This is a genomic window from Bacillus sp. ISL-55, from assembly GCF_018613155.1.
Taxonomy (GTDB): Bacteria; Bacillota; Bacilli; order Bacillales; family Cytobacillaceae; genus Mesobacillus.
Genome location: NZ_JAGGQU010000043.1, coordinates 1 through 21,015, shown reverse-complemented (window position 1 = coordinate 21,015; position 21,015 = coordinate 1). Strand labels below are relative to the sequence as shown.

24 protein-coding genes are annotated in these 21,015 nt (G+C 40.2%); 19 read left to right on the top strand and 5 right to left on the bottom strand.

What is annotated here, in order from left to right; genetic code table 11:
* Positions 1–279 precede the first annotated feature (279 nt).
* A complete protein-coding gene (locus tag J7E32_RS19220) occupies positions 280–1,071 on the bottom strand; it encodes a TIGR00266 family protein (RefSeq protein ID WP_214910782.1) in 792 nt (263 codons plus the stop codon).
* Positions 1,072–1,486: 415 nt separating this feature from the next.
* On the opposite strand from J7E32_RS19220, the gene J7E32_RS19215 reads away from it, so the two are divergent.
* The 4 genes from J7E32_RS19215 (at position 1,487) to J7E32_RS19200 (ending at position 7,333) form a co-directional block, all read left to right on the top strand.
* Positions 1,487–1,765, top strand: coding sequence for a heterocycloanthracin/sonorensin family bacteriocin (locus tag J7E32_RS19215; RefSeq protein WP_286183573.1), 279 nt, complete (start codon positions 1,487–1,489; stop codon positions 1,763–1,765).
* A 152-nt stretch (positions 1,766–1,917) separates the two neighbouring features.
* The gene (locus J7E32_RS19210) at positions 1,918–3,822 is read left to right on the top strand and encodes a putative thiazole-containing bacteriocin maturation protein (RefSeq protein WP_214910780.1); all 1,905 of its coding nucleotides are present in this window, start codon (positions 1,918–1,920) and stop codon (positions 3,820–3,822) included.
* Positions 3,819–5,765, top strand: a complete 1,947-nt coding sequence (locus tag J7E32_RS19205) for a TOMM precursor leader peptide-binding protein (RefSeq protein WP_214910778.1) — start codon at positions 3,819–3,821, stop codon at positions 5,763–5,765. The genes J7E32_RS19210 and J7E32_RS19205 overlap by 4 nt, the downstream gene beginning before the upstream one ends.
* An 11-nt stretch (positions 5,766–5,776) precedes the next feature.
* A complete protein-coding gene (locus J7E32_RS19200) occupies positions 5,777–7,333 on the top strand; it encodes a SagB family peptide dehydrogenase (RefSeq protein WP_214910776.1) in 1,557 nt (518 codons plus the stop codon).
* A 530-nt stretch (positions 7,334–7,863) separates the two neighbouring features.
* On the opposite strand, the gene J7E32_RS19195 is transcribed toward J7E32_RS19200, so the two are convergent.
* A complete protein-coding gene (locus J7E32_RS19195; protein ID WP_214910774.1) occupies positions 7,864–8,391 on the bottom strand; it encodes a hypothetical protein in 528 nt (175 codons plus the stop codon).
* Positions 8,392–8,613: 222 nt separating this feature from the next.
* Between J7E32_RS19195 and J7E32_RS19190 the strand changes: the two genes are divergently transcribed.
* The 13 genes from J7E32_RS19190 (at position 8,614) to J7E32_RS19135 (ending at position 17,496) form a co-directional block, all read left to right on the top strand.
* The gene (locus J7E32_RS19190) at positions 8,614–9,192 is read left to right on the top strand and encodes an RNA polymerase sigma factor (protein ID WP_214910772.1); all 579 of its coding nucleotides are present in this window, start codon (positions 8,614–8,616) and stop codon (positions 9,190–9,192) included.
* Entirely contained in the window at positions 9,182–10,297 is a 1,116-nt protein-coding gene (locus tag J7E32_RS19185) for a DUF4030 domain-containing protein (protein WP_214910770.1), read from the top strand. The genes J7E32_RS19190 and J7E32_RS19185 overlap by 11 nt, the downstream gene beginning before the upstream one ends.
* Before the next feature lie 106 nt (positions 10,298–10,403).
* Positions 10,404–11,150: an alpha/beta hydrolase gene (locus tag J7E32_RS19180; protein WP_214910768.1), complete on the top strand. Its 747-nt coding sequence runs from the start codon at positions 10,404–10,406 to the stop codon at positions 11,148–11,150.
* 213 nt (positions 11,151–11,363) lie between these two features.
* Positions 11,364–12,374 carry a DUF3231 family protein gene (locus tag J7E32_RS19175; RefSeq protein WP_214910766.1) on the top strand — a complete coding sequence of 337 codons (1,011 nt, stop codon included), beginning with the start codon at positions 11,364–11,366 and terminating at the stop codon, positions 12,372–12,374.
* A 363-nt stretch (positions 12,375–12,737) separates the two neighbouring features.
* Positions 12,738–13,016 carry a hypothetical protein gene (locus J7E32_RS23025; protein ID WP_286183570.1) on the top strand — a complete coding sequence of 93 codons (279 nt, stop codon included), beginning with the start codon at positions 12,738–12,740 and terminating at the stop codon, positions 13,014–13,016.
* 29 nt (positions 13,017–13,045) lie between these two features.
* Positions 13,046–13,189, top strand: coding sequence for a hypothetical protein (locus J7E32_RS23020; protein ID WP_286183569.1), 144 nt, complete (start codon positions 13,046–13,048; stop codon positions 13,187–13,189).
* A gap of 67 nt (positions 13,190–13,256) precedes the next feature.
* On the top strand, positions 13,257–13,523 hold the full coding sequence (locus J7E32_RS19165) for a hypothetical protein (RefSeq protein WP_214910764.1): 267 nt from the start codon (positions 13,257–13,259) through the stop codon (positions 13,521–13,523).
* Between the two features lie 363 nt (positions 13,524–13,886).
* On the top strand, positions 13,887–14,204 hold the full coding sequence (locus tag J7E32_RS19160) for a hypothetical protein (RefSeq protein ID WP_214910762.1): 318 nt from the start codon (positions 13,887–13,889) through the stop codon (positions 14,202–14,204).
* Positions 14,205–14,325: 121 nt separating this feature from the next.
* Positions 14,326–14,520, top strand: a complete 195-nt coding sequence (locus J7E32_RS19155) for a hypothetical protein (protein WP_214910760.1) — start codon at positions 14,326–14,328, stop codon at positions 14,518–14,520.
* A gap of 77 nt (positions 14,521–14,597) precedes the next feature.
* Positions 14,598–14,882 carry a hypothetical protein gene (locus J7E32_RS19150; protein WP_214910757.1) on the top strand — a complete coding sequence of 95 codons (285 nt, stop codon included), beginning with the start codon at positions 14,598–14,600 and terminating at the stop codon, positions 14,880–14,882.
* 321 nt (positions 14,883–15,203) lie between these two features.
* Entirely contained in the window at positions 15,204–16,442 is a 1,239-nt protein-coding gene (locus J7E32_RS19145) for a cysteine desulfurase-like protein (protein ID WP_286183578.1), read from the top strand.
* Positions 16,443–16,476: 34 nt separating this feature from the next.
* Positions 16,477–17,112, top strand: a complete 636-nt coding sequence (locus J7E32_RS19140; protein WP_214910753.1) for a LysE family translocator — start codon at positions 16,477–16,479, stop codon at positions 17,110–17,112.
* A gap of 243 nt (positions 17,113–17,355) precedes the next feature.
* Positions 17,356–17,496 carry a hypothetical protein gene (locus J7E32_RS19135; protein ID WP_214910751.1) on the top strand — a complete coding sequence of 47 codons (141 nt, stop codon included), beginning with the start codon at positions 17,356–17,358 and terminating at the stop codon, positions 17,494–17,496.
* 30 nt (positions 17,497–17,526) lie between these two features.
* Here J7E32_RS19135 and J7E32_RS19130 read toward each other — a convergent pair whose 3' ends face one another.
* Positions 17,527–17,841, bottom strand: a complete 315-nt coding sequence (locus J7E32_RS19130; protein WP_214910750.1) for a hypothetical protein — start codon at positions 17,839–17,841, stop codon at positions 17,527–17,529.
* Positions 17,842–18,316: 475 nt separating this feature from the next.
* Here J7E32_RS19130 and J7E32_RS19125 point away from each other — a divergent pair, with 475 nt between their 5' ends.
* Together J7E32_RS19125 and J7E32_RS19120 are read left to right on the top strand one after the other, a co-directional pair.
* Positions 18,317–18,493 carry a hypothetical protein gene (locus J7E32_RS19125; RefSeq protein WP_214910748.1) on the top strand — a complete coding sequence of 59 codons (177 nt, stop codon included), beginning with the start codon at positions 18,317–18,319 and terminating at the stop codon, positions 18,491–18,493.
* 75 nt (positions 18,494–18,568) lie between these two features.
* On the top strand, positions 18,569–18,754 hold the full coding sequence (locus J7E32_RS19120) for a DUF4177 domain-containing protein (protein WP_214910746.1): 186 nt from the start codon (positions 18,569–18,571) through the stop codon (positions 18,752–18,754).
* A gap of 534 nt (positions 18,755–19,288) precedes the next feature.
* Here the strand turns inward: J7E32_RS19120 and J7E32_RS19115 are convergent.
* Positions 19,289–19,825, bottom strand: a complete 537-nt coding sequence (locus J7E32_RS19115; protein ID WP_353654076.1) for an MEDS domain-containing protein — start codon at positions 19,823–19,825, stop codon at positions 19,289–19,291.
* Positions 19,826–20,106: 281 nt separating this feature from the next.
* Positions 20,107–20,751: a glycosyltransferase gene (locus tag J7E32_RS19110; protein WP_214910742.1), complete on the bottom strand. Its 645-nt coding sequence runs from the start codon at positions 20,749–20,751 to the stop codon at positions 20,107–20,109.
* Positions 20,752–21,015: the final 264 nt, after the last annotated feature.

The window sequence follows — 21,015 nt, the reverse complement described above, 5'->3', positions numbered from 1 at the left end:
CACTTGGTTTAGCCTTAATTTTTAGTCGATAATAAAAGCTTAAAGATAAAGACTAGCTATTCCGCCTGCCAGTAAAAGAATAGTGCCGGTTATTAGTGCTATTTTCGTTGGACGATTTGATTTATGGAAAATCCTTAAGAACATCCGTAAGCACCTCACTTAGAGAAAGTTTAGTTAACTATAATACGTTTATGGAATGGAAAAGATTCATGTATTACATTATTCTCATATGAAAAAAGGATGGTTCCTGACTCGGAATCCATCCCCACTTGTTCATCATTAATCACCGTCAAGCATTCTGAAGACTCCGCCAAGGACACTGCCTTCTCCTTTGTTTTGTCCTCCGGCTTGTGGAGCGGCTGCAAATACTCTGCTGGCAAGGCGGCTGAATGGAAGTGATTGAATCCATACAGTTCCTGGTCCTCTAAGTGTCGCAAAGAAGAGTCCTTCTCCGCCAAATAAGGCTGTTTTAATTCCTTTTACCATTTCGATGTCGTAATTCACGTTGCTTGTCATTGCAACAAGGCAGCCAGTATCGACTTTAATGACCTCTCCTGGTTGAAGCTCTCTTTTATGTATCGTTCCGCCAGCGTGGACAAATGCCATTCCGTCTCCTTCAAGCTTCTGCATGATGAAGCCTTCTCCACCGAAGAAACCTGCACCTAGCTTCCTTTGGAATTCAACCCCAACTGAAACACCTTTTGCCGCAGCCAGGAAAGCGTCCTTTTGGCAGATGATCTTGCCGCCATTCTCACTCAAATTCATCGGAATGATTTTACCAGGATAAGGAGAGGCGAATGATACATGCTTTTTATCATGGCCATTATTGGTAAATGTGGTCATGAAAAGGCTCTCGCCCGTCAAAAGGCGTTTCCCAGCACCAAAAAGCTTGCCGACAAGTCCGCCGCCACTGCCTGAACCATCACCAAAAATCGTTTCCATTTCAATTTGCTGATCCATCATCATCAGACTGCCAGCTTCAGCGACCACCGTTTCATTCGGGTCCAGTTCAACCTCAACAAACTGCATGTCATCGCCGTAAATCTTATAATCTATTTCGTGGTTTCTCAATGCTATTCCCTCCCAAACAATTGAGTTTACATGTTCATTGTACAACTTTGCGATGGAAGTTGCAGAATATTTTATAAACCATCACGCTTTGGCATTTAATTGAGGATGTGATGAGGAGGATGTTTCTGAAGTGTCCGACTCTGATTCTAAGCAATGTCCGAAAAAAAACTGAAGTTTTCTATACCTCCCTTGCCTTGATATAGATAGGGGAAAAAGTGTTTAGCTTAAGCGGTACCCTTCAATTTCCTAAAATAGGCTTTTGCATATGTGACAATGGCCGTTTCGTCTTCATAAATTGATGAAGAGTATTCTTATTAATTATGTTTGTACCATGTATATAAGAATATTTCTGGTAGTGCTCAAGGTTGTGACTTGTTTTTTGGAGCCCTGTATTTATCCGAGGAGGGAAAGAATAATGATGAATAATTTTCAAAATGAACTGCAAATGCTGAATGTTGGTGATTTCCAGGCAACTCAGCCGGTTAGCTGGGATCAAAACCAGTACCATTCAGGGGATGAGCGGATTTTTCTAGGCTTGGGTGGTTTTGGCGGTTGTTTCGGTTTTTCTTGTTTCTTTAGCTGCTTTGGCGGCGGTGGTTGTTTCCGTTGCGGAGGCTGCGGCGGATGTGGAGGATGCGCTCGTTGCGCCGGGTGCGGACGCTGTGGTGGTTGCGGCCGCTGCCATCGCGGTTAAGTTAGAGAATACAGACTTTAGCCCCTGTGGAAAGTTTTTTGCAGGGGCTTCTTATTTCCTCATATGACATAAGGGACAAATTGAACTACATACGATGATAATGACAGTCAAATGAAGGAGAGTAAAGGCATTTGTGCCTGAGGAGGAGTGAGATGGTGAAGCTGGACCCTTCTATGGTATTGAAGGTGAAAAGAGATACATTTTATCTCGCAGAACCAAACAGTGGTGTGTATTTAAGGAATAACTCATGTTCCTTTCGTCTTGAAGGCAATGGAATTGACCAGTGGGTTGAAAAGCTGCTGCCAATGTTTAACGGGGAGTATTCGCTGGGGAAATTAACCGATGGCCTGCCTGAAGCTTACAGGCAGCGAGTTTATCAAATTACTGAAGTTCTTCTTGAAAATGGTTTTGTCAGGGATGTGAGCGAGGATGAAAAGCATCAATTATCTGAGCAAGTCCTGAAGAAATTCGCTTCACAAATTGAGTTTGCCGATAATTTGGCTGGTTCAGGTGCATCAAGATTCCAGTCATTCCGCAATGCAAAGGTACTGGCGGTAGGCTCCGGTCCCATATTGAACTCGCTCATTTCAACTTTGCTGGAATCCGGTCTGCAGAAACTGAATGTCTCTATTACAGATGATATCCCGACCAATAGAAAAAGGTTGGCTGAGCTCGTGAACCATGCACGTAGAACTGATTCGGAGGTGGAGTACGAGGAGCTTAAAAGTACCGATGGAGACTGGAGCGGGCTGCTGAGGCCTTTCGACTCAGTCCTGTATGTTTCACAAAATGGCAATGTTGAAGAATTGGGGCTTTTACAATCAATTTGCAGGGAGGAGAGGAAAACCTTCATTCCCGCCATACTGTTCAAACAAACAGGCATGGCTGGTCCAATGTTTGCTCCTGATTCAGAGCTTTGCTGGGAGTCGGCATGGAGAAGATTGCATTCTTCTGTTTTGGTAAAAGAGCAGAAGGACCCGGTTATGTCCTCAACCACTGGGGCATTACTGGCAAATGTTATTACCTTTGAATTATATAAAAAACTTGCGGGCGTCACGACTGCTGAACAAAGAAACCAGATCTATCTGTTGAATTTAGAAACTCTTGAGGGAAGCTGGCATTTAGTTTCACCACATCCACTAGTAACAGAAGTTTTTTCATCCGAAAAGATAGAGGATATTGAAAGTCGACTTGCTCAGAACTACAGAAAAGTTGAACCTGAAAAACTTTTGCAGTATTTTAGTCTATTGACTTCCAAAGAGACTGGGATATTACATGAATGGGAGGAGGGTGACCTTAAGCAGCTTCCCTTGGCACAATGCAGGGTCCAGGCAGCAGATCCGCTATCAGATGGGCCGTCTGAATTACTGGCCGCAACGGTTTGTTCAGGGTTCACACATGAAGAAGCAAGAACGGAGGCGGCGTTGACGGGGATTGAAACATATGCAAACCGCATGGCAGAAGTGATTGGAAACGGACAAAATCTTGGTGTAGGTGCCGGTGAATCTTTTGCGGAAGCAGTTGGGAGAGGACTGCAAAAATGTCTCACAAAGGAATTGGATACTCGAAAGTTCAACGAGAAAGAGTGTATTTCTCTTATTGACCTCCAGTTGATTGAAGACGAGCGATGTGCTTTCTATTTAAAGGCTCTTACGACAATACAGGGAGCACCGCGAGTTGGGGTTGGGAAGGAAGTCCACGGTTTCCCTGTTATCTGGATCGGTACGAAAAAAGGCTGGTATGGAAGCGCAGGGCTGAATAAAACTTTGGCGTTAAGAAGCGCTTTGCAGAATGCATTATCACATTTTCAAAATGAATCTTCTGGAGTTAGAATTCTGCAGGAGTCACAGGTTTATTTTCCGGAAAGTGAGAAACATAGCTTACCGATTCCGGAATGCACAGGAAGGATCCAGCGTGAAACTTTGCAGGCAGCGATTGAAGTTCTTAAACAGAACAGAACCGAAATGTCAGTGTATGAATTAAGCTTTGAACCGATGTTCAGTCAGCAACTAGAAGGCGTATTTGGTGTATCTCTGCGAGAGGAGGGATTGAGTTGAGTTCCTTCGTAGTCATTATCGGGGAAGGCTGGCTCGCAGACTCGGTTGCTGAAGAATTATCCTCACGCTATCAAGTGTTCCGAAGGACAGATTTTGAGAATGGGCTTCCCGAAAATTCTGAGTTGATGCTTGTCCTTCATGATTCCTGGAACCCCACTGCGCATCAAAAAGCTGAAGAAACGGTAAAACTGAGTGGCAGTCCCTGGCTCCGTGCCTTTATTTCGTTTGGAGAAGGAATCATTGGACCGCTCGTCAGGCCAGGCAAACCAGGATGTTCCCAATGTGCTGACCTGAGGAAACTGCTGGGGGGGCAGGAACGGAGCGAAATGAATGAGGTGAAGAAAAAGCTGTCTGAAAAAGAAACGAGTTCAGACCCTTGGGCATCTAAAAGTGGCCTTCTGCATATGGTTCATATAATTGTAACTGAAGCAGATCGAGTACTTGCGGGCGAGGAGGGCCTTTCCGCAGGACGGATGCATTTTACCGACTTAAAAACATTGAATGGATCGTGGCATACGTTTCTGGCAGATTCCTCGTGCCAGGTTTGCAGTTCAATTCCAGACGATTCAGCTTCTCTTGCTAAAATCTCATTAAATTCAAGTCCGAAGATTAGTGCCAGCAGCTACCGATGTACACCGCTTGATAAGATGAAGGAAGTGCTCGTTGCCGATTATTTTGACAACCGGACAGGGCTGTTAAACAGTAAAATGTACGATTTGGTCACTCCCTTCGCTGATGCTAGCGTCAATCTGCCAATGATTTCAGGGGGAAATGAGGGGACAGCCGGCAGGACACAATGCTACGCAGAAAGCGAATTGACTGCCATTCTGGAGGGGCTTGAGCGTCACTGCGGACTTCAGCCTCGCGGTAAGCGGACAGCCGTTCATGACAGTTACCGTAACCTGGAACAGCACGCCTTGAATCCATTGGAAGTAGGTGTCCATGCTGATGAAGAATATGAAAAGCCAGGATTTCCTTTTCGAAAATTTGACCCAGACCGGCAGATGGATTGGGTATGGGGTTACTCACTGATTGAAGAGCGGCCGATTCTCGTGCCAGAACTTCTATCCTATTATAGTCTGGGATGCGGGTCAGCAGGATTTGTCTATGAAACGTCAAATGGCTGCGCGCTTGGAGGAAGCAGGGAAGAGGCGATTTTCTACGGCATCATGGAAGTGGTAGAGCGTGATTCCTTCCTCTTGTCCTGGTACTCAAAGCTGAAACTGCCACGCCTTGATCTTCAATCGGCTGAAGATGAAGAACTGCTTTTGATGGCGGAGCGGATGAGGGCTGTAGCTGGATATGATTTATATTTATTTAATGCCACCATGGAGCATGGTATTCCAAGTGTCTGGGCGATGGCGAAAAACAGGAAGGATAATGGATTGAACATTATTTGTGCGGCAGGCGCCCATCTTGATCCAGTAAAGGCTGCCAAAAGCGCGATTCAGGAGCTCGCCGGCATGATGCTCAATCTCGATGAAAAACTGGAATCCAACAAGGAAAAATACATGCAAATGCTTGATGATGATTCACTAGTGCGAGAGATGGATGATCACGGAATGCTGTACGGATTGCCGCAGGCGGAAGCACGCTTAGGTTTCCTGCTCGAAGATGACCGGCCATTACAGAGTTTTCAGGACGCTTTTAATAATGAGTCGCGTCATGCAGACCTGACGGAAGATCTCAATGATATCCTCAAGGAATTTCGGCGATTGGGGCTCAATGTCATCGTTGTCGACCAGACTCCTCCTGAAATAAGGAAAAATGGGCTCTATTGTGTGAAAGTATTGATACCGGGGATGCTGCCAATGACCTTTGGACACCATTTGACCCGTCTCAAAGGGCTCGACCGGGTTCTCCACGTCCCAATGAAGCTTGGATATGTGAAAGAACCTTTGTCATTTGAAGAATTAAATCACTTTCCGCATCCGTTCCCTTAGGAGGCAGCAGGATGAATCTTAATCAATTTTTAACGGATCTTCAGTTTAATATCGATCGTGCCAATCAGCAAAACTGGGAACCAAACTGGGAGGACGCTCCTCTTTCTTATAAACTTTATCAAGGATTGCCAGTGGTGCCACTTTCCGGGGAGGTGCCCTTGTCCTTGGCAGAAAACAAGCAGCCATCCAAGCCGAATATCAAGGAGATCGGACATTTCCTCTGGTATGTTTACGGAATTACCCAAGTAAGTGAGTCATTTTTCTCTGATGATGCTGATCCCGCCCATACCTTTAGAAGGTATGCTCCTTCCGGCGGGGGTCTATACCCTAATGAACTTTATGTATATTTAAAGATAGAGGATCTGCCTGAAGGGGTATATCATTATGACCCGGCCCATCACTGTCTTGTTCTGCTGAGGGCTGGTAACTTCGATTCATATATTGCTGCCGCTATTGGCGACCGTTGCGATATATCTTCTTGCTTTGGGACTGCATTCATTTCTACGATGTTTTGGAAAAACTTCTTTAAATATAATAATTTTTCGTACCGGCTGCAGGGGTTGGATGCTGGAGTAATGATGGGGCAGCTGCTGGAAACGGCGAAACGTTTTGGTTTCGCTTCAGGTGTTTACTTTCAATATCTCGATTCAGCAATCAACCATCTTCTCGGGTTATCTGAGCAGGAGGAGAGTGTGTATTCGATTATTCCGCTGTCAGTGGAAACTACAAACTGGACTGCGAATGGAACAGCTTCCCACAAAAACATATCGTCAGAAGAATTAAAAAGAAAGCTGAAACCGGTTGTATTTAAGCGTTATGAAAGGTCGGAGAAAGTATTACAGTTTCCAAAATTAATAACCTTGAATGAAGCTTCGAAACTTGAATCCACCGAGTCGATTACCAGGGTCTGTAACCCGTCTAGAGACATTGAGGAAAGTCTGCAGATCAGTCTCCCGCAAACGGAATCATTAGTGTTTGATTTGGCAGAGATAAGCAAGCAGCGTTCCTCACCTGAAATGGACTTTGTTTTGTCCAGGGTTAATCAGCAGCAGCTGGCTTCCCTACTGAAGGAGTCTATGTCTACTTTTTCATACCGCAATGATCTGGACGAATTTTACTGCAGCCAGGGGCCCAGAGTTTCGATATACGGCTGTTTCTATAATGTAGAAGGCATTCCAAATGGAGCTTATTTTTACAACCAGCTACAACATTCTTTACAAGAAATTCAACAAGGAGATCACCGTGTGCGATTACAGACAGGGTTGTCCATTGACAACGTCAACCTCATGCAAGTACCACTCTGCTTGCATGTCGCAGGCAATATAGATTTTTTTCGAGAAGAATTAGGATACAGAGGGTACCGGATATTACAGATGGAAGCGGGAATGCTCGTTCAAAATTTACTTTTAACTGCGTCTGCTCTTGGTTTAGGGGGCCATCCACTGTTAGGGTTCGATACAAGCAAGGCTGATGAGCTTTATAGAATGAAAGTTGCAACCACCTTAATCCAGATACCAATCGGCTCCTATCGTCCGCGTCAATGGTTAAAAGGGAGTTTGCATAGCTAGGAAAGCAGAAATCTAGAAAGGCAAGGGAGAAATTCCCTTGCCTTTCATTTTGATGGCATGTCGTTATTTTCAGCAAGGATCTATTCTCAAACTTTGTTGCTATTTGACTACAAAATAGGATTTTATGACCATTTTTCTTGGTAAAGTTGACTCTTTTGTGAGAAAAGAGCATGCAAACTTTATTCCGACTGCAAAATGGCCTTGCACTACGTTAAAATCGGCTTTAGGATTTTAACAACAATCTTTACGAGAACAGCCTTCAGCAAGGCTCTTTTCTCAAACTTTGTTGCTATTTGACTACAAAATAGGATCTTATGACCATTTTTCTTGGTAAAGTTGACTCTTTTGTGAGAAAAGAGCTGCAAACTTTATTCCGACTGCAAAATGGCCTTGCACTACGTTAAAATCGGCTTTAGGATTTTAACAACAATCTTTACGAGAACAGCCATCAGCAAAAATGTGAACCCATACATGGTGTTGCCTATCATCAGCAAAAAAGCTCTTTAGCAAACTGATGCAGGATTCTTTCTTTAGTTTTCCATCGGATCAGTAATCACTCCATCATCGAATGAAATTTCCCGGTGCTGGGTTACGCCGAACTTTTTATAGGTAATCCTTAATAAATTAATATCATTTTCTGGAGTCGTGCCATTGTATTGCACAGCTAATATTAAATAAAAACCTTTGTCTACTTGATAATTTTTAACATCAATAAGATCCTCGTGTATTCCTTCTTCTACTAGGGATTCTTCATCTAGACCGCCAATATTTCCATTGTCCGCTACATAAGGTTCAATTTTGAACTCATCATCGTCCTTGGCGACAATAGTTCCGTCTTTCTTAATGAATTCCACTTTTTCTAGGGTTGGTTTACCGATACCTTCCCAGTTAAAAACATAACCCAAATAGTATTTCTTCCCGTCCTCGTAATGTTCGTAGCCCATGGTTGTATGGCTCCATTTAGTGAAGTCCCCATCAGTACTGACATAGTCAAAAGTCCAGAAGGATCCAATGCTGACAATGATAATTACCAACATGATCACGATTAATCTCTTCATAAAATGCCCCCTAAGCAACCTCAAAGTCAGATTAAATATATTTTTCCGGTATTCAAATATGCGTTGAAGAAAGTTTTTTTCTGTATCCTTCGAGAATTCTCTTTCTATTCAGGGAATAACTCCATGTTGAAGTCTTTTTTCTAGTTTTTTTCAAAAAAATGCAACCAAATATTTACTTCATTTCGTTATACTTATGTAGCAAATGGAAAGGGGGTTTCCTCATTGAATAAAGAGCAGGAATTGATTGGCAGGATAAGGGGAGGAGACCATGAGGCATTCAGCATACTTGTAACGCCATTGATGTCTTCAGCTTTTAAATCGGCTTATTTGATTCTTAGGTCAAAGGAGCATGCAGAGGATGCATTGCAGATTGCCCTGGAGGGTGCATATGTCAGCATTATGAAACAGAAAGACATCACGAATTTCAAGGCATGGTTTTATACGCTTGTGTATTCACGGTCGATAGACATATACCGTAAAAATAATCGCCAGGCTTACATCGATTTTGATGAAAATAGAGAAGCTCAACTGAAAATTACTTCCGAGTCAGCTCAGCAAATCGCTATACATAAAGAAAGTAAGAGTGAAATGGTACGCCACCTGATGAAGTTAAAAAGAGAACAGAGTTTGCCGCTCTTCCTTCATTATTATGAGGACATGTCTGTAAAAGAAATCTCGCAAATCCTCAATGAAAATATTAATACGGTAAAAGCAAGGATGAAGCGAGGGAAACAGAGCTTAGCGAAAATTCTGCAGGAATCTAAGCAATTTTTACAGGAGGTGAAAGTAAATGGGGTCTAACAACGAGGACAGGGTGGAATCGCTTGACCAGCTGGAGGTACCCAAAAGTATCTATCGATTGATCGACGAGATACCAAAGAAACCGATCACCATGGAAGCAGAAAAGCAAGTAGATGACGACTGGAACAAGTTTCAAAGAAACACAAGGAATCAACAAAGAGGTGTCATCCGAAAGAGAGTGACGATTCTCTCAATATCCGCTGCCGCAGCAGTTGGACTTTTCATCAGCACCGCCTTTGTTTCACCAGCCGTAGCACAAGTGGCATCACGTATTCCTTACCTGAACCTTATTTTTGAAGATAAAATTCAGGTGCAAACCCTTGAAAATGAAATAAATCAAGCGATCTTGGAGCATGATTTTAAAAATATTGCTTTGCATGTTAATAGAAAAGAAAAGTATATTGAAGCGATGGTTTTTAATACCGAGGAATATTTCAAAGAAACGAAAACACCAATAAAAGATATGATCAGTGGTATCCTGGAAGCAAGGAATGAGGAAGAGTATGAAATCAGGGTCGCAAACAATCCAGAAGCTGCTGAACAATGGAGCAAGATGGATGAAGAATCGATAGAAATAGATAAAAAAATAGAAAAAATAGAGAAAACGGTATATGAAGTACTGGGCAAGTATAATTATGATTCTCCAAGACATACAAGCGGGATAAGCTTGAAGCGGGTGAATCTTGAGCTTCCGATCACCGACACTAACATCAAGAACATAAAACTAGAGATTAAAGAAAAGCTCAAACAAAGGGAGCTTGGTGATATTGAGGTGAAGGTTTACACGTATGATCCTGGTTTGGAAGAACGAGGCGGAAAGTTCATGGAAATTTTTGATTCAATTGCCCTAGGGTTGAAAGCAAATCCTGAATTCCAAATCGATTCCGTAGGCTTTACGAATAATAAAAAAGATCATTTTTATATCTCTGTCCAATTGCTTCTGGAGTCAACAGATCCAGATGTTGACAAAGTAGTAAAAGATATCGAAAAGACGGTAGAGGACTTTCTTCAATCAGAGGAAGCACTAAAATCCATCCAGAATGAAAAGTACCAAGTAGCCATTTTGAGCAGCGATAAGAAAAAGATGAAGGTCATTAGCAACTAAGCATGGGATATCCCATGCTTTTTGTCTCTCTTTCCAAACTTTTCTAGTATGGTCTCAAACTATATGGTAAAATTTTCATCATATTAATCGAAAAGAGTGTGTAAATATGGTAGAAAGTTTCTCAGTGTCCATGTTTGGAGAGGAAAGGAAAATTAGAGTCTATTTGCCGAAGAAAAGAAAAAACAATAAATACCCTGTTTTATACATGCATGATGGACAGAATGTGTTTGGAAATGAAGAGTCGATTGGTGGTGTGGGGCTTGAACTGGACGATTATCTGGAGAAGAACGAAGTTGACCTCATCGTCGTGGGCATTGATCAGAACTCAGAGGAGCGAGTGAATGAGTATTGTCCTTGGATAAACGGAGAATATACAACAAAACTTCTTGGAAAACCTAGTACTGAAGGAGGAAAAGGCAAGGAATATGTTGAGTTCATCGTCAACGAATTGAAACCATTCATTGACTCTAAGTATTGCACAGAGCCCAACGAAACCTATATGGCAGGAATCTCTTTGGGCGGGTTAATCTCAACCTACGCAGCATGCACTTATCCTCATATTTTTAAAAGAGTCGCAGGCCTTTCATCCGGTTTTTATCGTAACCAGGAGGAAATTGAGCAGTTGTTTAAAACTGCAGATTTATCTTATCTGGAAAAAGTATATTTGGATTGCGGCACAAATGAAGGTGGCGAGAAACTTTCTGGGCCATTCCTGGAAACCAATAAAGCTATCTTCGAGATTATCAGGCAAAAAGGAATCGAAGCAGAACTGAAAGTCATTGATGGTGCAGAGCATAACTATCAAGCCTTTAAAAAGCGGATACCAGAGGTTATTTCGTATTTATTAGAATAAAGCCAGCAGCTCTATAAAGGCACGTTTCTATCGCAGAAGCGTGTCTTTTTACGCTCCTGGTAAGTACAGTAATCAAGTTCCATGGCAACGCCACTCGATTTTAACCGTCAAAGCCTAAGGACTAACTCTACTTTTTTTCTGTCTGATTAGGCATTATTTCCAAATATTTGGAGATTGTATTAATTAAAATGGAATTGTAAGGAGGGCATTTACTTGGTCCAAACTAAGCCGATCAGTGCATCTGAAGTCGGGACTCTTTGGCAGACATATCAGGAGAAAACCTTGATCATGAGGATTTTAGAATATTTTATTGAAAAAGCTGATGATCAGCAGGCTCGCAATATTTTAGGCGGATTGTGGCAGGAGCTTGATTTCTATGTTAAAGAGATGGAAGTTCTTTTTAAGGAGCAAGGGATCGTAAAGCCAATCGGATTTACGTCAGAGGACGTTCATTTGGATGCCCCAAAGCTTTTTGACAATGGCTTTGATATTATGTTTGTTCGTGTATTGAAGCAAGTGAGCATGGGTTTATATACATTGAATATGAATATGTCTTATGACAATCGGGTGATGACGATTTATGAGGGGCTTACGACGGTTACCCAAAAAATTTATAAACTGGCAACATTCTATCTCCTTGAAAAAGGGATTCTCTCACAGCCGCCAAAGGTGAGCATGCCAAAAACAACGGAAATCATCGAGAGCAAGAAGTATATGAAGGGCATGAAGCTATTTGGAGACAAGCGGGTATTGAACGATCTGGAAATTGGGATCATTAATCACAATCTTGAATCCAATATTATCGGCATGCAGTTGATTACCGGTTTTGCGCAATGTGCCCAGAATAAAGAGGCAAAGAAATTTTTTCTCAAGGGAAAAGAACTGGCTAAAAAGCAGATTGGAATCATGGAAGAAGTTCTACGTGAGAGTGATCTCCAGCCTTCAGCTGCTTTAGGGGGCACGGTCACTACATCGACCATTCCGCCGTTTTCAGATAAACTCATGATGCATTGCATATATTTATTGAATGGCTTTGGGCTTGTTGGAGCAGGTGCCGGTGCATTTTTCACCTTAAGAAATGATTTATCGATGAAAGCCATTATGGTTTCTAAGGATATTTTTTTCTATTCGCAGGAAGGAATTGAAATTAAAATCAAGAACGGCTGGTTTGAAGAACCTCCACAAATGGAGGATCGGGAGGCCATCATCAAAAAAGGGAATTGAAATAAGCGTCTGGCACAAACTAAGAATAGTGTTAGTTTTAACACTAATCTCAATGTGGGGGGATTTCAGTGAATATTCTTCACAGTTTGGTTAAGGCGATCATTACCTTATTGATTAAAACAAGGTTTTTCATGATTTTGATCAACAGAAGATTAGAGTCATTAGTAAGGATCCCGAGTTTAACCTAATCAATCTTTTCACATTGGCAAAAAGGTAAGCGCGTTCTGTGCTTGCCTTTTTATGTTGAGTAAAAGGGTGCTTGAGACGTCAAGCACCTTTTTTTGGTTTACAGGTTTCAATCGATGAAAAAACTTAGGAAACATTTCCATCATTTTTGCGTCTAATTGCAAAAGGGGTGTTGGTATGTGGAAGTATTTATTAGCAGTCGTCATGTTTTTTTTAGTAATATTGACAGGCTGTTCTAATGGTGGATTGTTTGGGGCTGAGCCACCTGCAGTTTTTCTGGAAATTGGAGATGAAAAATACGAAACGGATTTAGGCACTTATTGCTGGAAAGCTACATGTGTCGATACAGCTGGACCGGTTGAGCGTTTAGAAGGCGAAGAACCCATTATCGTTAAAGCTGGGGAAACAATTTCTTTTGACATGGATTATGATCAAAACCAAATAAAATCCACTTAATTCAATTTCTTGATAATGAGGAAAAGGAAGTGACAGTTTCTGATAACAGCTTTACTGCCCCGACTGAGGCAGGGATTTATTATTATTCATATGGTGTATGGTGGATGGATGAAAAGGAAGAGCATGTATCGCATGGAGATGCTTTTTACGGATTCGTGATTGAGGTAAAGTAAAATTCTTTTAAGTAGTCAAATATTTATCTGATTTTTATGATAAATTATTATGTAGGGGTGGGATAAATTGACAAAGGAAAAATTTCAGGGTTTTGTGATGATTAGTGCCTTATTAGTATTGCTGGGAATTATTTTAATCGCATTCAGCGTTAAATTTGGAACTTCAAATGCGGATGCATGGTTAGCCAGTCGTGGAGGAGCAGATACAGCCTATTATCATTTAATTGTTAAAAGCTATATTAATAATTACCTGGTGAGCGGAAGCATTATGTTAGGATTCGGATTAGTAAGTTCTACATTTCTCTATTATAAAATGGTTACCATTGAGAAGTGATTTTTACGGTGAAGTACTAAACAGGTTAATGGCTGGCACTGTTTTTTTACAAAATGTTATCTAGCAGTCAAGTAGCGATCTAGAATGAAAGCTCAGAGCTATAGGTTCTGAGCTTTTGTGTGCTGCTTATTGTGTTGGTATGTGAAAATATTTATAATAATGAGATGAAGTATTTGGTATAATTTGTTAGAGATAATCAAGCTAGATTTAAATATGAAAATACAACCGACGACAACGAATGGGATGGGTGTGTTGATCCCTGAAGGGTTAACGCATTTTTTGTTTACTCCTTGTGCAGCTAGGGACAGGATAGCATCAGCAAACGGATAATAAATAGGGTGATTATAAAATACGAGGTGAAAAATGGATAATAAAGCTGAAAAATCTAATGTTGGATATACGCTTTTTAAATCGACAGGAGTACAACACGAGTTTCCTCATATAGATTTAGAGAAACAACAAGCCATCGGTATTGTTAAATATAAAGAAAAAACTTATTTGACCGTCCTTATTGACCTGAAAACAGATACTGTTCAAGTCCAAGGAGATGTCGAAGATTTGGGAGATTTAAGTATGGATAGAGATTCTTATATAGATATGTTCAAACATCAGGCTAGATTTTTTATTGAAAACAATATTGCTAATCCGAAAGAGTATTATGATGATTTTTTAGAAGATTAAAATGCCTTGTGAATTGCGATAACCATATGCTTAGTGAAGTAAAGGGACAGTTTTGCGGAAAGATATTCTATTGCTTATGTAAAAATCATAATTAGCAGAAGATTTAGAAGGAGAAAAGATAATGGATAATTGGTTGTTTGTTTTCATCATAACCTGCATTGGAAGTTTTGTACTGGTATATGGAATTGGGTCTATTATTGGTGGAGAAAATATTGAATTCATTTATTTACTTTTGTTTATTGTTCAATTTTCTTTTACCACTACAATACTTTTTCAGATACTACATAGAGTGAAGCAGTTAGAAAAAAAAGAATAAAAAAAAGAAATGAAAATATTGAGAGAAGCACATTAGTATTATTATAGTACATAAAAAAAATGAATGGAGGTCTAGTAATGTGGGTAATATTAGGGATCATTGCTATAGTAGCAACTTTTATAAACCTTTATATGTATAATGCAGGGAAGGATTATAAGCTTGCTATGGCGATGGGTTTATCATTTACTGCCTTAACACTTTGTGCTGATTACAGTTACGTATCCCGGTGGGTAATAGGGGAAGATTGGTCAGCTTTATCTGATGTTGTACCTGGTATGGCAAGGGCATTATGGTTTTTGACAATTGTTTCTATCTTACTGAATATAGCACCTATACTTTTAGAACTAAAAGGTAAGAAATAACCCTTATTGTCATTTCATTTATATAATATGCAGTTATTGTGCAGATCTTTATGTATAACTAACGGTTGGGTATGCTGAACAAGATTATTCGCCTTTTTTTATGGAAGTAAAGAATGCAAGTAAATCAAACCAGTGAATAGTTTAAAAAGTTCCCAATCAAATATTAATTTAACTTGTCTAATTTGAGGCGGTTTTTTTGTTTTTAGATGAGCAATTTAAGAGTCGGCTCTTTCGTTTGTCGAAATTTTATAACTGCAGTTTTTAGAAAATTATGACATAATGAGATTATCTTTTATTAAGGAGTGGTGCGGGTTGGCTAGTATGTTTCCGATTGAACAGGTGAGGGAGAGGTTTCCTGCCCTAAGCCGTAACGATGATGGCAAACAGGTGGTTTACTTTGATGGTCCTGGCGGTACGCAGATGGTGGATTTTGCGTTGGAGTCGATGTATCGGTACATAAGGAATGGAATGGCAAACCTTCACGGGACATTTAATACCAGCGCTGATACGGATGCATTGCTGGACGAAGCCAGGCAGGCTGTCGCTGATTTGCTCGGCTGCCAGGCGAACGAGGTGGCTTTTGGTGCGAACATGACCACTCATGCATTTGCTATCGCTCGGAGTTTAGCGTCTTTTATCAATGAGGGAGATGAAATTGTAGTCACAGAGCTGGACCACCGTGCCAATGTTGATCCATGGATTACCCTTGCGAGGGACCGTGGTGCCACAGTAAAGTTCATTAAACTGGATCCTGATACTTTCACTTTGAAATTAGATGATTTGGAAGAGCTCATCACGGAAAAAACAAAGCTGGTGGCAGCTGGTATGTCATCGAATGTAACTGGAACTGTAACGGATTTAGAACCCATAATAAAACGGGGCAGAGAGGTTGGGGCATTGTCAGTTGTAGATGCTGTCCATGGAGTACCGCATTTATCGATAGATGTTCAGGAGTTAGGATGTGACATCCTTCTATGTTCTGCTTATAAGTTTTTCGGCCCACATGTCGGCATTGCTGTCGTAAGGGAGAGTTTATTTGAAAAACTTCCTGTCTACAAGCTTAAGCCTGCACCTGTAGAGATCCCTTACAAGCTCGAAACCGGAACTCAAAATCATGAAGGCATTGCCGGGGTAATGGGAGCAATCCAATTCATTGAAGAATTGGGTTATGGAGAAACGAGAAGGGAACGGTTGTTGTCCGGAATGCATGCAATCGATGAATATGAAAATGGAATTGCAGCTGAAGTGGAAAGCTTTTTGAGGAGCCTTCCGGAAGTCACATTACATCGCGCAGCTTCTGGCCGCAGGACACCAACATTTGCTTTCACAATAGAAGGTCACCATTCCCGCGAGGTCACAGCATGGCTAGCGGAAAAATACAATATGTGTGTCGCAGATGGGGATTTCTACGCTTCCACGATGGCTGAGGCTCTCGATGTCTATCCAGCAGGCGGTTGGGTTCGAATCGGCCTTGCACCATATAATACGATGGAAGAAATAGAGCAATTCAAAGAAGCGTTAGCAGCTTTCATCGAGCAGCATCAGCAGAATGTTGTTTAATTGAACGTTATTTTACGGCAGAGGAAGATGGATTATGTTTGGTATTAATAATTTCGAAGTGTTTCTGGTAACAGCGATCCTGCTTAATCTAACGCCTGGTACGGATACAATGTACATCGTGAGCAGAAGTATATCTCAAGGCAAGGCTGCCGGGATTTACTCGGCTTTTGGAATTTCTTCAGGAATCGTTGTCCATACCCTTCTTGCAGCTTTCGGGTTATCAGTCATATTGACACAATCAGCTTTTTTATTTCAAACAATTAAAATTGCGGGTGCCATATACCTGGCTTATCTGGGAATTCAAATGTTAATAGCGAAAAGCAACACAAATGAACAGAAATCCCTGCCAATCCAGAGCAATAAAAAGATCTTTTTTCAAGGCATGATCACAAATGTAACAAATCCGAAGGTGGCTCTGTTTTTCCTGGCATTTCTTCCTCAATTCATCCAGGCCGATGCAGGAACTCCAAGCCCAATACCGTTCATCATCCTGGGAATGACATTCACATTGACTGGGGGAATCTGGTGCATGCTCACTGCCCATTTTTCCTCGATGGCAACAACAAGGCTAAGGAAAAATGCAAAAGTTGGAACGGTCTTAAACCGTTTGACTGGTATTGTTTTTATTGGAATGGGCATCCAGCTGCTGAAAACGAAAACCGCTTCATAAAAAAAGAGGAGCCTGGTTTTTGCCAGGCTCTCATTTGTGTATTTTTAGAAACTTTTTTGCCATTCAATCGTATACAAAATATTACATATTTTATTGTGGGTGATTAGAATGATTGGAACTGAAAATTCTTATATTTTGATTCTATAAAAAAGGTAGAGAATCTGTATAAACTTTTGGGCTAGGTAAAACAAAGTTAGTTTTGGCATGTGAGGCAGCTATTTATAATATAGGGGATAGGGACTCATGAATAAGGAAAACAAAGATCATATTAAAAATACTGAAGATGGTTGGAACAGAACGTTTTTTGGAAGTCCAACAATTGGCGGTTTTGTTGTTATAGGCATTATAATAGCGTTTATTTTGTATAACATCATTTTTAACTAGTGTGCTGCCTTCAGTTGAACCCAAAGTGAGTTAGTATTTTTTATATCTGATATATTCAAAGTTTGAGGTGGGGACCTGTTTTAAAATCTTACCATCTTCATCCCTGTGAATCTCATACTCCCTGTGAGTTTCAATGATATAACCAGCCACTTCTTTGTCTTTATCTTTCTCGTGTACATATTCAAATTCAGGTATGATCGATTCGAGAATGTCATCAGTGGTGCCAATTCTGGCATTTGTCTCTAAGGACTCTATGTCAGAGTATTTCTGGGATATTTGAGGACTGTTATAGACCAAATAAATACAGAGTAGCAGTAGACCTGATAAGGCAATTATTCGTTTCAATTTTATAGGCTCCTTTTGTTGAGGTTTCATTTAATCCATATGCCTGTCCATTGATTTATATAACTATGTAGTGATTAGTACAAAAAAAGTACGCAACGTTTTTTATAAATATAAGTTCGTTTTCTTTTAGGGGGGTTATTGTGTCAAAGTATGTTAGCGTTTTTTTCTTAACTCTAATGGTAAGTCTTATTTTCTTTTTTATTTTTGCTTCATTCTTTATGGGTGGTGGCGATCCGGCAGAAGAGATGGTATTAACGTTAGGAACAATAATTGTCATTCTTCTATCATTTCTAATATCACAGACCTTTTATTTAATCGAATTGGTCAAGAAGAAACGGTGACTTTTTCTAATTGGTTGCATGGAGACATGAAGGAATTACAACCTTCGTCGTTGAACTTATTGAACCAACGAGGAGAAAGAATGACGAAGAGGTGAAAAAAGTTGTTTGTTGGCCGGGCTTTATATTTATTAGGAATGGCTTTTGTTTTCTTTAGTGTATTGGGGATTATTATCATCCTTTTTACAGATGGTGGCGGAGATATGGCACTTTTGATTTTTGCTTTGCTGAATGGATTAATTGCAATGGGTGTCGGAGAAATTGTTATTGATTTAAATCATCGGCAGAGGGTTGAAAAGATGGACAAAGAATAGGGACTGTCTATTCAGTATCCTTGACTTGTGATGTAGATGTCATATTGAAAAATATAAGATTTGGAGGTGCATATAATGTACCAATATATATTTGTAGAGACTTCCCTGGGGGGATTTTTTTCTTCAGCAACTCATAGGGAAACCATTAGTGAATATGCAGCTGATGGGTGGAGATTATTACAAGTACTGCCTTTAGAATATAATGGGCATGGAAAGACCACGTCTTATGAAATCATCTTTGAAAGACTTGTTCAGAATTAGCGTAATTAGAATGTATTGGAAAGTAGAAAAGCGAGAAATGGAGAAAGAAAATGAAAAGTTTACTTAAATGGAGTTATTTTTGGGTATTATTAGTCGGTATCTTGATAGGTTACATGGGGATTCCAATGCTCACACAATTTTTCGGTCATATCTTCAACTAAAGAGAAGATTAAGGATTAAATTTGTACCATAATTTTCATATTTTCCTACTCATTTCCATTCAAAGGCTAGCATAATTGTAAGTGGGGGTGGGAATATGATTTCAAATATGGGTGTACCTGGATTTGTTCTGGTTTTAAATATTATTTTTTTTTCATTGTATTATTTATTCTGTATATGGTTATATCAACAGCAGTCAAGGTGGGTATTAATAAATCTGTGGTTGGCCAATTTATCGAAAAAAAGTAGGGAGTCATTAGTGATAAAAAATCACTTTCTGATGACAACTAGAAAATGACAATGTAAGCAATACTTTTAAGTTACCGAGTATTTAATCTTTAATCAAAAAAATGGCGTGCCAAAACTGATGTCAGTTTACACGCCATTTTCTTTGTCATTTAGAAGAAGGTTGTGGCAGGCCAGCAGACTTTGTTTTAATTCTTCACTAACCCTGTCAGAATCGTAGGCACAAATAGAAAGAAGGTTTGTTTCGGTCACGATTTCATCAGCTTCTTTTTCAGAACTCATTAACTTTTTGCTTACTGCTGGCTCATCTCGCCATTCTACATGTGCCCAGCTCCGGACAGTTAAGTTTTCTGAATAACCTTCGATTAGGTTCGGGAGGAAATCAAAAATAGAATTAACGCTAAAGTCTCCCTTGGCATAATAAAAGTCATAATTATTGATGAAATTCACTTTTTCTAAACGGCTTTCATCCAATAAGTCTTTAAGTCTTTTTTGTATCAAGGGTATTATTCGGTCATTTTCTACAATGATTGAATATTCATCCCGTTCTAATCCTGAAACGACAAAGTCAACCACATTAGAAATATAACGGTCCTGATCTTGGAAAAAATATATCCCATGTCCCTTGACCTGGTTTGCAATTTCGGTAACCTCTTTTAAATGCACACATTCCAAATTAGCACCCCGTTGTATTATAGACATAAAAAGCTATCATTAAATTGTAACATACTTAGCTATTAATATGGGGTTGCATTAAAAATATGTCTAATATAAAAACATTATTAAAGCTACAAAGGCGCATGCATCAAGTTTAAGGAATATGCAGAGTAGTGGGGGATTTACTAAAATGAAGAAGTACTTGTTAGTGGGAATTGGTCGGTACCTAGATAATAACAGGAAGGTTTGATTGTCATGGTTCTGACCAAAAAACCTTCCCAAACTTATTCTTACTTCTTAAACTTCTCTGGGAACTGCTTTACAACTGCCTCTGAAATGGCATCGGACATCATGATGATATGAGTCAAACCGTCGTCGATCGAAACAATTCTTGCTTGCCAATCTTTTTTCAAGCTTGCATTTAGGTCATCTGCCACCATTTCCAAATGTGTATACAGTAACTTTTTTACATCTTCGTTTTTTAGATTTGGGTTGGCTTTGCTGAGGAAGGCCGCGATATCATCAGCATTCCTGAACCATTCTTTGTTTAGCTGATCGAGCTTTGCTTTATCACCACTTTTAGCTGCTTCAACAATGCCGCCGGCAATAACGATATGCTCCTTAAGTAAGTCTGTAAGTTTGTTTCCAGCTGCCTCTCCGTATACTGGTTTGATGGAGTTTCCGATATCCTCCTGGTTTCTCAGCAGCCGCTCAAGAACATCTTTTTGATCCTCGGAACCTGCTGTCGTGGCACTTGTAATGTAGTTGCTTGTCCACAATACATGGTCAACCCACAGTCTCCGGAAATCATTCTCGAACTTTATCTCAGATTGAGTAATACATTTGTGCTGTGGTTTGGCGTAAGCAGGGGATGATCCGGCCATCATATTCAGCGACAATAATAAAATAAAACTCATCAACAATAATTTTTTCATGCTGCACATTCTCCTTTGCAGATTAATAACATCCTCCATTATTATTGATACATCGCATTTCTTTTATCCGAAAATGCAAAATAAAAGACCGCCAAATGGCGGCCACTACTCTATTGCAATTTACTTAAATCATAATACTGCACAGTTTTTCCATCACGGTCGAACTGGATGATCAATATGTTTTTATTAAATTGATAGATGAATTGTCCGCAAGTCGCACTTTCGTAGCAGGAGACGTTCTTTACTGTTTATGGCAACATAAAA

Coding starts and splice junctions, on each gene's coding strand:
- J7E32_RS19185 (WP_214910770.1), top strand. CDS start 9,182: ATGGGGTCTAACAACGAGGACAGGGTGGAATCGCTTGACCAGCTGGAG.
- J7E32_RS19135 (WP_214910751.1), top strand. CDS start 17,356: ATGAATAAGGAAAACAAAGATCATATTAAAAATACTGAAGATGGTTGG.
- J7E32_RS19200 (WP_214910776.1), top strand. CDS start 5,777: ATGAATCTTAATCAATTTTTAACGGATCTTCAGTTTAATATCGATCGT.
- J7E32_RS19215 (WP_286183573.1), top strand. CDS start 1,487: ATGATGAATAATTTTCAAAATGAACTGCAAATGCTGAATGTTGGTGAT.
- J7E32_RS19150 (WP_214910757.1), top strand. CDS start 14,598: ATGTGGGTAATATTAGGGATCATTGCTATAGTAGCAACTTTTATAAAC.
- J7E32_RS19180 (WP_214910768.1), top strand. CDS start 10,404: ATGGTAGAAAGTTTCTCAGTGTCCATGTTTGGAGAGGAAAGGAAAATT.
- J7E32_RS19140 (WP_214910753.1), top strand. CDS start 16,477: ATGTTTGGTATTAATAATTTCGAAGTGTTTCTGGTAACAGCGATCCTG.
- J7E32_RS19195 (WP_214910774.1), bottom strand. CDS start 8,391: ATGAAGAGATTAATCGTGATCATGTTGGTAATTATCATTGTCAGCATT.
- J7E32_RS19110 (WP_214910742.1), bottom strand. CDS start 20,751: ATGAAAAAATTATTGTTGATGAGTTTTATTTTATTATTGTCGCTGAAT.
- J7E32_RS19125 (WP_214910748.1), top strand. CDS start 18,317: ATGGCTTTTGTTTTCTTTAGTGTATTGGGGATTATTATCATCCTTTTT.
- J7E32_RS23025 (WP_286183570.1), top strand. CDS start 12,738: ATGTGGAAGTATTTATTAGCAGTCGTCATGTTTTTTTTAGTAATATTG.
- J7E32_RS19160 (WP_214910762.1), top strand. CDS start 13,887: ATGGATAATAAAGCTGAAAAATCTAATGTTGGATATACGCTTTTTAAA.
- J7E32_RS19120 (WP_214910746.1), top strand. CDS start 18,569: ATGTACCAATATATATTTGTAGAGACTTCCCTGGGGGGATTTTTTTCT.
- J7E32_RS19210 (WP_214910780.1), top strand. CDS start 1,918: ATGGTGAAGCTGGACCCTTCTATGGTATTGAAGGTGAAAAGAGATACA.
- J7E32_RS19155 (WP_214910760.1), top strand. CDS start 14,326: ATGGATAATTGGTTGTTTGTTTTCATCATAACCTGCATTGGAAGTTTT.
- J7E32_RS19145 (WP_286183578.1), top strand. CDS start 15,204: ATGTTTCCGATTGAACAGGTGAGGGAGAGGTTTCCTGCCCTAAGCCGT.